Raw genomic sequence first — 12092 nt, 5'->3', positions numbered from 1 at the left:
AGGGGAGCGGGGCAATAGCCTCCATGACCGAGTTGACCGGGTGCTCCGGGCTCGAGTTCGTTGCTGGGCTGGCCGACGGGAGCATCCGCCGCCCATCAATGGCGGAAACGCTCCCATTCACCTTGCTTCCGCCAGAGGAAGGCAAGGTGGAACTCCTGGCCGCCCCCGAGCCGCGTTTTTACAATCTAACGAATACCGTCCATGGCGGCTGGATCATGACGATGCTCGACACCGCCATGTCGCTTGCTGCTCAGACTACGCTTGCGCCTGGCGAAATCTGCCCTTCGCACGAAACCTCCGCCAAGTTCGTCCGCCCGATATCAGTCGAAACCGGCGTAATGCGTGTCATCGCCCATGTCGTTTCCCGCGGCCGGACCGTCATCACGCTGGAGGGCAGGATCGAGAATTCGCAAGGCGGACTTCACGCTCATGGCACCTCGACATGCCTGATCGTGCGCGAAAAGCAGTAATGCCTGCACGAAATGGAACTGCGGCGCCGGCAGCGTCAGCGGCGCCAGAATACCAAACAGGAGTATCGATGCGACGGGTTGTTGTTACAGGCATGGGTGCGGTCACGCCCTTGGCCGCTGATGTCGAGACGTCGTGGTCGCGCCTCCTGGCCGGCCGCTCAGGCATTCGCCGGCTTCCCGAGGAAATGGTGAGAGATTTGCCCGCCAAGGTCGGCGGCGTGGTTCCCTCCCTGGAGGAAGACCCCGAAGCCGGCCTCGATGCGAATGCCTTCCTGGCTCCGAAGGATCAGCGCAAGGTCGACCGCTTCATTCTCTTCGCGCTGGCGGCGGCGGAAGAGGCGCTTGCTCAGGCAAGGTGGAAGCCGGTTTCGGAAGATGAGCGGCTCCGTACCGCGACGATCATTGCTTCAGGTATCGGAGGCTTCCCCGCTATAACCGAGGCGGTGCGGACAGTCGATCAGCGCGGCGTTCGGCGTCTTTCTCCATTCACTGTGCCGTCTTTCCTAGTGAACCTCGCGGCGGGCCACATCTCGATCCGCTACGGCTTCAAGGGTCACATCGGCGCACCGGTGACGGCGTGCGCCGCAGGCATCCAAGCGATCGGCGATGCGGCTCGTATCATCCGCGCCGATGAAGCCGATATCGCCGTATGCGGCGGCACTGAAGCCTGCATGAATGTCGTCAGCCTGGGCGGCTTTGCGGCGGCACGCTCGCTCTCGACCTCCTTCAATCACCGTCCCGACGAGGCCTCGCGTCCGTTCGACGTTTCGCGGGACGGTTTCGTCATGGGCGAAGGCGCCGGCGTTCTTGTCATCGAGGAATTGAACCATGCGCTTGCGCGCGGAGTGCAACCGCTCGCCGAGGTCGTCGGCTACGGCACCACGGCGGATGCTTATCACGTCACTTCCGGCCCCGAGGACGGGGATGGCGCGCGCCGCGCCATGGAGATCGCGATTGCCCAAGCCGGCATTTCGCCACGCGAGATACGCCATCTCAACGCCCACGCGACCTCGACGCCGGTGGGCGACCTGGGAGAAATCGAAGCGATCAAGAGCGTGTTCGGCGCGGATTTCTCGATCGCCGTCAGCGGAACCAAGTCGGCGACCGGACACCTGCTCGGCGCCGCCGGCGGGCTCGGCGCCATCTTCTCGATCCTGGCGCTCAGGGACCAGATGGCGCCGCCGACCCTCAATCTGAGCGCACCCGATCCGGCAGCCGACGGGATCGACTTCGTCGCCAACCAGGCTCGGCCGATGGAGATGGACTACGCGATCGCTAACGGCTTCGGCTTCGGCGGTGTCAACGCCAGCGCGCTGTTCCGGCGCTGGGATGGGCATGGCGCGAACGGTCAAGCCGCCCCCGGCTGAAATTCCTGCTTCTCCAATCCAACCGAAAGAAAGCGATCTCCATGAACAAAACCAATCCAGGCGTCGCCATCGTTACAGGGGCGTCCTCTGGCATCGGGCACGTGACGGCCAAAGCCTTGCAGAACGCAGGCTTTCGCGTGTTCGGAACCAGCCGTCGCGCAGTCTCCAAAAAATCCGACGGCATTACCATGCTGACCTGCGACGTGACCGACGACGCGTCCGTGGCAAAGCTGGTCGACGAGGTTCTGGCCGAGGCGGGGCGCATCGATCTGCTCGTCAACAATGCCGGTATGGGCCTGCTTGGCGGCGCGGAAGAATCCTCCACCGCTCAGGCCCAGGCTCTGTTCGACGTGAACGTCTTCGGCGTCATTCGAATGGTAAATGCGGTGCTGCCGACTATGCGACGGCAAGCGAAGGGTAGGATCGTCAATTTGAGCTCGGTGCAGGGCTTCATCCCCGCTCCCTATTTCGCGCTTTATTCGTCGACCAAACATGCCGTTGAAGGCTATTCCGAATCGCTTGACCACGAACTGCGGCCGTTCGGAATTCGCGTCGCATTGGTCGAGCCGGCCTATACCCGCACCTCGTTCGAAGACAATCTCGCCAGGCCGGACCAATTGATCGATGTTTACAACGACGGGCGCGCCGGCATGGCTATAGCCGTGCGGAAGGCGATGGAAAAAGGTGACACGCCCGACGTGGTGGCCAACACCGTTTTGGCGGCAGCGACCGACCCAGCTCCGAAGCGGCGCTACCCGGCGGGAAAAATGGCGCGCCAAGTCAGTCTTCTGCGCCGTTTCGTCCCCGCATCCGCATTTGAAAAGAGCCTCCGAAAGCAACTCGGGTTGCCGGCCTGAAATCGAAAATCAAGAGCATCCCCAGGCAAGCCGCAAGCTGACACACGACGAAATCGTCTCTAGCAACCTCGTCTCAACTCGTATGCGCGACGAGCTTTTCCACTGTCTCGGGAAAGAAATCGGGCGCCGAGTGGCGCTTGCCGAACATCATGTCGTATTGGATGAGGCGGAAATCGTTGATCTTCGGATCGATCTGCTTCTGCCGCGCCCAATCCGGCGTCGCTTCGCCCGCCGGCGACAGGAGCAGGTTGCGGTCGACCACCCGGTAATGCTCGCGCAGCGCGCCGAGGAAGCCGGTGTAATAGGGGTGGGTGATCCCTGCCGTGGTCAGGATGTGGTAGGGCAGGAAGGCCGGGCTGACCGAGCCCAGGTTCTGCACCGGACCGGAGCGGTTCGACCAGATGATCAGCGGCGTGTCGTGGTGCTCGAGCGCGGCGTCGGCGCTGGGCTCCTTGCGCGGCGCGACATTGTCCTTGAGGAAGCCGGTCTCGACATAGACGGGTCCGAGCGGCGGCAAGTGGTCGCCGAAGAAGGCGATGACGGTCGGCCGCTGGCGGGCCTTCGCCCAGTCGATCAGCCGCTGCAGGCCGCGGTCGGCGTCGGCCGAGCCTTCGGCATAGGAAAGCAGCGATTCCCGTGCCCAGGGACTGATCGGCGCGTCGACCGAATGCGTCGGATTGGAGTAGCGGTAGGGCTCGTAAGGGCCGTGGTTCTGCAGGCTGACGGCGAAGAAGAACACCGGATCGTCGCTGGCGTCGGCTTCGCGGATGATCTCGTCGGTCATCGCCGCGTCGGAAGCCAGCGGCCCGCGCTTTTCCATTGGCGGCAGCGTCTCCTCCGACTTGAAGTCCTTGAAGCCGAAATCGGCATAGACGGCGCCGCGGTTCCAGAACCAGTTGGTGCCGGGATGAATGGCGCGCGCATTGTAACCTTCGCTCTTCAGGAAGGTCGCCAGCGAGGGCGTCGGGGTGCGCACATATTGCTGGTAGGGAATGGAGCCCGCCGGCAGGAAGGCGTTGGAAAAGCCGGTCAGCGCCTCGAATTCGATATTGGCGGTCATGCCGCCGAATTCGGGCGAGAACATCGAGCCGGAACGCAAGGCCCTGACCGTCGGGATCGGGTCGGGCTTGATGCTGACGCCTGGCAACTGCGCCGGATCCCAGAAGGATTCGCTCATCACCACCACGATATCCGGCTTCTCGTCCGGCACCGAAGCGGCGACATCAGGCCGCTGGATCGCGTCCATCGTCTTTTGCGAGTAGCCGGGGGGCGCCGAGACATGCGCCATCGGCACGTTCATCGCGAAGGCGAGCGCAAAGCCATTGGAGGCGTAGTTCTCCTTCTGGTCCCACATGATCGGGATGATCTGCAGCCGGTCGCGCGTCCACGAGAAGGTGGCGTAGTCCATGATCGAGACGAAGAAGGCGAGCAGAGGCACGGCAAGCGCCAGCCGCGCCAGGCGGCCCTTGCGGCTGAGGATCGGCACTCGCCGGCGCCAGCTCCGCCAACAATAGACGAGCAGCGTCAGGCCGCCGATGATGGCCGCGGCCAGCATGATGGCCGTCCACGGCCGCTCGCGCACCAAAAGCGGCATCAGCGCCACGATCTGGCGGGCAAACAGGAAATCCGTCGGATAGAGCGGGTCGCCGAGATAATGCGATTTCTGGTGGCCGACAAAGGCAAGCGCCAGCGTCAGCGGCGCCACGATCATCAGGCTCTGATGGCTGCGGCCCAGTAGGGCGTCAAGCCCGACCAGCACCAGCGCGAACACGATGATGGTGGTCCAGCCCGGCTTGAAGGGCTGCAGGAAGAAATCGACCGTGCCGAAGAAATCGCCGCGCACGATCCATTCGATCGCGAATACGAGCAGGGCGGCGGCAAGTATTGTAGTCAGGCCGTAGCGTACAGTCGGCCAGGTTCGTCCGGGCAGATAGCCGGTGGACGGATCGTCTTCCAAAAATCCCGGCACGGGCTTGGCCGCGCCTTTTCTGATCCTTGCCACTCTGCTTTCCCCCGGCCACGCAACACGCCTTCCACGCCCGTCACGCTTCTGTCATCGAAGTGTCACGCAAAGCTAGCGCCTGTGGCGGAAATAAGAAGAGCCAGCAAACCAAACGTGAGCGGTTTTCATCAGGTGTGATCGCCAAAAAGCCTTTCGGAACAGGGAGTCAGCCGGGTTTTCGGGCTGAAATACGCGCCCAAGGGGCGCCAGCGGACTTGACTTGGCCGTCCGCCTTGCGCCAGAGGCAGGGAAAAACCAGCCTCTGGAGAGACCAAAATGGCCGTCGCATTCACCTTTCCGGGACAGGGCAGCCAGGCTGTCGGCATGGGCAAGGACCTCGCCGATCAATTCCCGGAAGCGCGCCGCGTCTTCGAGGAAGTGGACGCCGCACTCGGCGAAAAACTGTCCAAACTCATCTGGGAAGGGCCGGAAGAGACGCTGACGCTGACCGCCAACGCCCAGCCGGCGCTGATGGCGGTGTCGCTGGCGGCGATGCGGGCGCTCGAAGCGCGCGGCTTCTCGCTGAAGGACAAGGTGGCCTACGTGGCGGGCCATTCGCTGGGCGAATATTCCGCGCTTGCCGCGGCCGGCTTCGTTTCGGTCGGCGACGCGGCACGGCTGCTTCGGACCCGCGGCAACGCCATGCAGGCGGCGGTGCCGGCCGGCGAGGGCGCCATGGCCGCCATCATCGGCCTCGAACATGCCGATGTCGAAGCGGCATGCGCGGAAGCGGCCGAGGGCTCCGTCTGCCAGGTCGCCAACGACAATGGCGGCGGCCAGCTGGTGATTTCCGGCGCCAAGGCGGCGGTCGAGCTGGCGGCGAAGCTGTGCACCGAAAAGGGCGCGAAGCGGGCGCTGATGCTGCAGGTTTCCGCCCCCTTCCACTCGGCGCTGATGGCGCCGGCGGCCGATATCATGCGCGAGGCGCTGGCGGGCGTGGCCAAGCAGGCGCCGGTGGTCCCTGTCGTTTCCAACGTCACGGTGACGCCGACCAGCGACCCGGACGAGATCGCTCGCCGCCTGGTCCAGCAGGTGACTGGACGTGTGCGCTGGCGCGAGACCGTGGAATGGTTCGGCGCCAATGGTGTGTCGACGCTTTACGAGGTCGGCGCCGGCAAGGTGCTGTCTGGCCTGGCGCGCCGCATCAACCGCGACATCGCCACTGGCGCCGTCGGCACGGCGGCGGAAGTCGAGGCGGCGCTGGCGGCGTTGGGATGATCGTCCCGGCTGGAATTTTCGGCCTTAAGGCGGTACATGAATACATGTATTCATGGAGGCTCTCATGCCGACTTCTATTCGCCTGGCACCTGAAATCGAGGAGCGCCTGGACTTTCTTGCTGCCAAGACCGGTCGAAGCAAGGCTTATTATCTGCGCGAACTCATCGAGCGTGGGCTTGAAGACGTGGAGGACTATTATCTCGCTGCCGAAGTGCTCGAGCGGATCAGGCGTGGTGAGGAAGACGTTGTGAAGAGCGAGGATTTCTGGCGTGGCCTGGACGCTTGAATATGCTCGTTCGGCTCGCAAGTTCGTTGAAAAACTTGACCTGTACACGCGCAACCGCATCCGCGATTTCATCGAAAACCGACTTGCCGAACTCGACAATCCGCGTGAATTGGGCAAACCGCTGAAGGGGCCGTTAGCGACGTTCTGGAGATATCGGGTTGGGGATTATCGGATTATCTGCGATGTGCAAGACAGGCGGCTCGTCATTCTTGTCGTAACGATCGGTCACCGAGGCGACGTCGACAGATAGCTGAGCGCTCGCCTGTCCGATTTGAAAGGAAAAAAAATGTTCGAACTGACCGGCCGCAAGGCGCTCGTCACCGGCGCAACGGGGGGCATCGGCGAGGCTATCGCCAGGGTGCTGCACAGCCAGGGCGCGATCGTCGGCCTGCATGGCACCCGTGTGGAGAAGCTGGAAGCCCTGGCGGGCGAATTGGGCGACCGCGTGAAGCTGTTTCCGGCTGATTTGACCGACCGCGACGCGGTCAAGGCGCTCGGGCAGAAGGCGGAAGCAGAACTCGAGGGCGTCGACATATTGGTCAACAATGCCGGCATCACGAAAGATGGCCTGTTCGTGCGCATGTCGGACGCCGACTGGGACACCGTGATCGAGGTCAACCTGACCGCCGTGTTCCGGCTCACCCGCGAGCTGACGCATCCGATGATGCGTCGCCGCCATGGCCGCATCATCAACATCACCTCGGTGGTCGGCGTCACCGGCAATCCCGGCCAGACCAATTACTGCGCCTCGAAGGCCGGCATGATCGGCTTCTCCAAGTCGCTGGCGCAGGAGATCGCCACCCGCAACATCACCGTAAACTGCGTCGCTCCGGGCTTCATCGAATCGGCCATGACCGACAAGCTCAACGACAAGCAGAAAGAGACGATCATGACCGCCATCCCGACAAGGCGCATGGGCACAAGCGCCGAGGTCGCGTCCGCCGTCGCCTATCTTGCTTCCAATGAGGCGGCTTACGTCACCGGCCAGACCATTCACGTGAATGGCGGCATGGCGATGATCTAAGGGGTGATGATCCAGGGGAGGCGAGGGTCGGGCGCCTGTGAAAACAGCCATTTCGGCTTGGACGCCCGTCATTTTTCGTGTAATGCGGCCCGCAACCCGGCGGTTCGGGCAAAAACCGGTCCTGTGGCGTTGCGTTGCCCGCAAGACCATCTTTCAACTTGATTAGCGGCATTCCGCCCGCTAACGAAGATAGACAACATAAGACGAGGATTGCCCCAAATGAGTGACACCGCAGAGCGCGTCAAGAAGATCGTCATCGAGCATCTCGGCGTCGATGCCGACAAGGTGACGGAGCAGGCGAGCTTCATCGACGACCTTGGCGCGGACAGCCTCGATACGGTCGAACTCGTCATGGCGTTCGAAGAAGAGTTCGGCGTCGAGATTCCGGACGATGCCGCCGAAACCATCCTGACCGTTGGCGATGCCGTGAAGTATATCGACAAGGCCTCGGCCTGAGTTCTTTCGCGGGCATCATCGGGGAGGACCTGCGATGAGGCGTGTCGTCGTCACGGGCCTTGGCCTGCTTTCGCCGTTCGGCATGGGTGTCGAGCACAGCTGGCGGGAATTGCTCTCCGGCCGCAGCGCCTGCCGGCGCGTCACAGAATTCGAGGTGGACGATCTTACCTGCAAGATCGCCCACATCATCCCGCGTGGCGATGGCTCGAACGGAACCTTCAATCCGGAGGCCGTGCTCGAGCCGAAGGAACTGCGCAAGATCGGCGACTTCATCCTTTACGGCATCGCGGCCGCCGACGAGGCGCTGGCTGATTCCGGCTGGAAGCCCGAAACGCACGAAGACCAGTGCGCCACCGGCGTGCTGATCGGCTCCGGCATCGGCGGCATCGACGGCATCGCTGAAAACGCGATGATCCTGAAGGAGCGCGGCCCGCGCCGCATAAGCCCCTTCTTCATTCCCGGGCAGATCATCAATCTGGTTTCGGGCCAGGTTTCCATCCGCCACGGCCTCAAGGGCCCGAACCATGCGGTGGTCACCGCCTGCTCGACCGGCGCCCACGCCATCGGCGACGCGGCCCGGCTGATCATGTGGGGCGATGCCGATGTCATGGTGGCGGGCGGCGCCGAGGCGCCGATCACCCGGTTGTCGATCGCCGGTTTCGCCGCCTGCCGCGCGCTCTCCACCGAGCGCAACGACGCGCCGCAGACCGCTTCGCGCCCCTATGACCGCGACCGTGACGGCTTCGTCATGGGCGAGGGCGCCGGGGTCGTCGTGCTGGAAGAGCTCGAGCACGCCAAGGCGCGCGGCGCCAAGATCTATGCCGAAGTCATCGGCTATGGGCTGACCGGCGACGCCTATCACATCACCGCCCCGGCCGAGGACGGCGACGGCGCCTTCCGCTGCATGACGGCGGCGCTGAACCGGGCGAAGCTTTCGCCGGCCGACGTCGATTACATCAATGCCCATGGCACCTCGACCATGGCCGACACGATCGAGCTCGGCGCGGTCGAGCGGCTGGTCGGCAATGCCGCCTCGAAGATCTCGATGTCGTCGACAAAGTCGTCCGTCGGCCATCTGCTGGGCGCCGCTGGCGCCGCGGAAGCGATCTTCTCGATCCTCGCCATCCGCGACAACGTTGCGCCCGCCACCATCAATCTGGACAATCCGGAACGCGAGACGGCTATCGACCTCGTGCCGAACAAGCCGCGCCAGCGCCAGATCGACGTCGCGCTGTCGAACTCCTTCGGCTTCGGCGGCACCAACGCCTCGCTCGTGTTCCAGCGCTACAATGGCTGAGTAGCAACCGGAGCAGTCCCACGGAGAGCGCGCGGTTTCCGCTCCGGAATTGCTCAGAGACAGACTAATCGGCAGTCCGCCAACTGCCGTCATTTTTGCCAAATTCGCTCCTAGGTTTTCGCTGGGGGATTCGTTGCAAGATCAGACGGCAGGGCGTCATGAACACTAATCCGAGCGACGGGGAATTCGGACGGCAAGGCACGAAGGGACCGATCGTGCCGAAGACCGCGGCCGAGGCGTTGCGTCCGGAAGCCGGCACGCCGCCGCCGTCGAAGCGTTCGCGCGCCTCGCGCAGCCAGGTCGTCGTGTTCCTGAATTTCTTCCTCTCCTTGGTCATCCTGGCGGTGCTCGCCTCGGGTGCGGCGCTCTATTTCGGCATGCAGGCTTTTGTCGAGCCTGGCCCATCCGCCAATGGCGACACCTTCATGATCAAGCCGAACACCGGCGTGCAGGAGATCGCCGACCAGCTCGAACGCCGCAGCCTGATCAGCGATGCCCGCATCTTCCGGCTCGGCGTGCGCGCCACGGGCAATGACTCGGCGCTGAAGGCCGGCGAATACGCCATCAAGCCGCGCGCTTCGATGCGCGACATCATGGAGCTCTTCAAGAGCGGCAAGTCGGTGATGTACTCGCTCACCATTCCTGAGGGGCTGACGGTCGATCAGGCGCTGCAGCGCGTGGCCGAACAGGAAGCGCTGACCGGCGACATGCCGGCGAGCTTGCCGCCTGAGGGCAGCATCGCCACCGATACGCTGCGCTTCACCCGTGGCGCCACAAGGCAGCAGATGGTCGACAAGCTGATCGCCGACCAGAAGAAGCTGGTCGGCGACGTCTGGTCGCATCGCGCGCCCGACCTGCCGATCGCCAATATCGACGACTTCGTCACGCTGGCTTCCATCGTCGAGAAGGAGACGGGCAGGAGCGACGAGCGTTCGCGCGTCGCCGCGGTGTTCCTCAACCGCCTCGCCAAGGGCATGCGGCTGCAGTCCGACCCGACCATCATTTACGGCCTGTTCGGCGGCAAGGGAAAGCCCGCCGACCGGCCGATCTATCAGTCGGACCTCGACAAGCAGACGCCTTACAACACCTACATGATCAAGGGCCTGCCGCCGACGCCGATCGCCAATCCGGGCCGTGCGGCGCTCGAAGCGGTCGCCAATCCGTCGAAGACCGACGACCTCTATTTCGTCGCCGACGGCAATGGCGGCCACGTTTTCGCGGCGACGCTCGAAGAGCACAACCAGAACGTCGCCCGCTACCGGTCGCTGCAGAAGAAGCAGGCGGACGCCGCCGCCAAGGCTTCCGGCCAGACGACGGCGCCGGCCGCTCCCGATGGCAACGCCGACGGCGGTAACAACAGCGACGGCGGCGAGAATGGCGACGCCGGCGGCGACGCCGCGCAGTAGGCTTGCCGCACGCGTCCTTTGACGCGGGGCCATATTCATGTTTTGAGGGGGCGCCGGCGGATTGCCGGGCGATTTCTGGGGCGCGCTGCGCCGGGCCTTTCATGCCCTGGCCTGCGACAGGGGGACGACAGGGCAATGAGCCTGCAAAGCATGACCGGTTTTGCGCGGTCCGCCGCCGAGAGCGACGGCACCTCGATCGCCTGGGAGGCGAAATCCGTGAACGGCAAGAGCGCCGAGGTGAGGCTCAGACTGCCGCAGGGGTTCGACCGGCTGGAGACGGCTGTCCGGCAGGCCGTGCAGAAGCGGTTCGCGCGTGGCAATTTCCAGGCGACGTTGACCGTCGGCCGCGCCGCCGCAAGGCAAGCCCAGCCGGTGGTCAACGAGGCCTTCCTCAAGGACCTTGCAGGACTGGCCAAGCGCTTGCAGGAGCAGTTCGGCACCCAGCCGGCTACCGCGGACGGCCTGCTCTCCCTGCGCGGCGTGCTCGACATTCCCGAAGCCGTCGAAACCGAGGAGGAGCGGGCAGCCCTCGACGCCGCGATCCTGTCGGCGCTCGAGGCGGCGCTTGGCGGGCTGGAGCAGGCGCGCCGCAGCGAGGGGGCAGCGCTTGGAACGCTGCTTGCCGGCCATATCGACGCCATCGAGGCGCTGACGTTGAAGGCCGAGGCCGACCCCTCGCGGGAGCCCGCCGCGATCCGCGAGCGCATCGCCGAGCAGTTGCGTCTGTTGATGGATGCCTCGGCCAATCTCGATGCCGTCCGGCTGCACCAGGAGGCGGCCTTTCTCGCCACCAAGGCCGACATACGCGAGGAGATCGACCGGCTGAAGACACATGTCGCTTCGGCGCGGGCGCTGCTCAAAAGTGGCGCCGCCGTTGGCCGCAAGCTCGATTTTCTCGCGCAGGAATTCAACCGCGAATCGAATACCTTATGCTCCAAGTCGAACGCCGCCGCGGTCACCGCGATCGGGCTGGAGCTCAAGGCGGTGGTCGACCAGTTTCGCGAGCAGGTCCAGAATCTGGAGTGACGGGAATGGTTGCCAAGGAGCCGACGGCTGCCAGGGATCTGGGGTCCCGCATCCGCCGCCGCGGATTGATGCTGGTGCTATCGTCGCCGTCGGGCGCCGGCAAGTCGACGATCGCGCGCAATCTTCTGGAAAGCGATGGAAGTCTCGAGCTTTCGGTCTCCGTCACGACAAGGCCGCGCCGCGGCTCGGAGATCGAGGGCGTCCACTATCATTTCCGCACCATGCGCGAGTTCGAGCGGCTGCGCGATTCCGATGCGCTGCTCGAATGGGCGGAGGTTCACGGCAATTGCTATGCGACGCCGCGCGAGCCGGCGGAGGTGGCGCTGGCCGAAGGCCGCGACATGCTGTTCGACATCGACTGGCAGGGCGCCCAGCAGCTCAAGGAGAAGATGCGCGCCGACATCGTCTCGATCTTCATCCTGCCGCCGTCGATGAAGGAATTGAAGGCGCGCCTGAAGCGTCGCGCCGAGGACCAGGAATCCGTCATCGAGACCAGGCTGAAGAACGCTCGCCTCGAGATCGAGCATTGGAAGGAATACGACTTCGTCATCGTCAACGACGATCTCGACCGGGCCTTCGCCGAGGTCCGCGCCATCGTCACGGCCGAGCGGCTTCGCCGCGACCGGCGGCCGGGGCTGTTCGATTTCATCTCCGGTCTGCTGGACGAGAAGACGACTTAGTTC

The 12092-nt window shown here is 64.2% G+C and carries 13 protein-coding genes; 12 read left to right on the top strand and 1 reads right to left on the bottom strand.

Features of this window, described 5'->3' with window-relative positions; all coding sequences use genetic code 11:
• Window positions 1–23 precede the first annotated feature (23 nt).
• From RFM41_RS04070 to RFM41_RS04060, 3 genes are all read left to right on the top strand, one after another.
• On the top strand, window positions 24–470 hold the full coding sequence (locus RFM41_RS04070; RefSeq protein ID WP_320246780.1) for a PaaI family thioesterase: 447 nt from the start codon (window positions 24–26) through the stop codon (window positions 468–470).
• 68 nt (window positions 471–538) lie between these two features.
• A complete protein-coding gene (fabF, locus tag RFM41_RS04065; RefSeq protein ID WP_320246781.1) occupies window positions 539–1837 on the top strand; it encodes a beta-ketoacyl-ACP synthase II in 1299 nt (432 codons plus the stop codon).
• A gap of 41 nt (window positions 1838–1878) precedes the next feature.
• Window positions 1879–2694: an oxidoreductase gene (locus RFM41_RS04060; RefSeq protein ID WP_320246783.1), complete on the top strand. Its 816-nt coding sequence runs from the start codon at window positions 1879–1881 to the stop codon at window positions 2692–2694.
• A gap of 73 nt (window positions 2695–2767) precedes the next feature.
• Here the strand turns inward: RFM41_RS04060 and RFM41_RS04055 are convergent, their stop codons facing one another.
• Window positions 2768–4696, bottom strand: coding sequence for an LTA synthase family protein (locus RFM41_RS04055; RefSeq protein WP_320246785.1), 1929 nt, complete (start codon window positions 4694–4696; stop codon window positions 2768–2770).
• 276 nt (window positions 4697–4972) lie between these two features.
• Between RFM41_RS04055 and fabD the strand changes: the two genes are divergently transcribed.
• The 9 genes from fabD (at window position 4973) to gmk (ending at window position 12089) form a co-directional block, all read left to right on the top strand.
• The gene (gene fabD / locus RFM41_RS04050) at window positions 4973–5914 is read left to right on the top strand and encodes an ACP S-malonyltransferase (RefSeq protein ID WP_320246787.1); all 942 of its coding nucleotides are present in this window, start codon (window positions 4973–4975) and stop codon (window positions 5912–5914) included.
• 64 nt (window positions 5915–5978) lie between these two features.
• Window positions 5979–6200 (top strand): type II toxin-antitoxin system RelB family antitoxin, encoded by a 222-nt coding sequence (relB, locus tag RFM41_RS04045; protein WP_127864915.1) that lies wholly within the window; start codon window positions 5979–5981, stop codon window positions 6198–6200.
• A complete protein-coding gene (locus tag RFM41_RS04040) occupies window positions 6184–6450 on the top strand; it encodes a type II toxin-antitoxin system RelE family toxin (RefSeq protein WP_320246791.1) in 267 nt (88 codons plus the stop codon). Before relB ends, RFM41_RS04040 begins: the two co-directional genes overlap by 17 nt.
• 36 nt (window positions 6451–6486) lie before the next feature.
• Entirely contained in the window at window positions 6487–7224 is a 738-nt protein-coding gene (fabG, locus tag RFM41_RS04035) for a 3-oxoacyl-[acyl-carrier-protein] reductase (RefSeq protein ID WP_320246793.1), read from the top strand.
• A 219-nt stretch (window positions 7225–7443) separates the two neighbouring features.
• On the top strand, window positions 7444–7680 hold the full coding sequence (locus tag RFM41_RS04030; RefSeq protein WP_006203723.1) for an acyl carrier protein: 237 nt from the start codon (window positions 7444–7446) through the stop codon (window positions 7678–7680).
• Between the two features lie 34 nt (window positions 7681–7714).
• Complete coding sequence (gene fabF / locus RFM41_RS04025; protein WP_320246795.1) at window positions 7715–8977, top strand: beta-ketoacyl-ACP synthase II; 1263 nt, start codon at window positions 7715–7717, stop codon at window positions 8975–8977.
• 158 nt (window positions 8978–9135) lie between these two features.
• On the top strand, window positions 9136–10383 hold the full coding sequence (mltG, locus tag RFM41_RS04020) for an endolytic transglycosylase MltG (RefSeq protein WP_320246797.1): 1248 nt from the start codon (window positions 9136–9138) through the stop codon (window positions 10381–10383).
• A gap of 135 nt (window positions 10384–10518) precedes the next feature.
• Window positions 10519–11409, top strand: coding sequence for a YicC/YloC family endoribonuclease (locus tag RFM41_RS04015; RefSeq protein ID WP_320246798.1), 891 nt, complete (start codon window positions 10519–10521; stop codon window positions 11407–11409).
• 5 nt (window positions 11410–11414) lie between these two features.
• Window positions 11415–12089, top strand: a complete 675-nt coding sequence (gmk, locus tag RFM41_RS04010; RefSeq protein ID WP_320246800.1) for a guanylate kinase — start codon at window positions 11415–11417, stop codon at window positions 12087–12089.
• Window positions 12090–12092 lie beyond the last annotated feature (3 nt).

This window comes from Mesorhizobium vachelliae, assembly GCF_033977325.1.
Classification (GTDB): domain Bacteria; phylum Pseudomonadota; class Alphaproteobacteria; order Rhizobiales; family Rhizobiaceae; genus Mesorhizobium; species Mesorhizobium vachelliae.
This window is presented reverse-complemented; position numbering and strand designations above follow the sequence as displayed.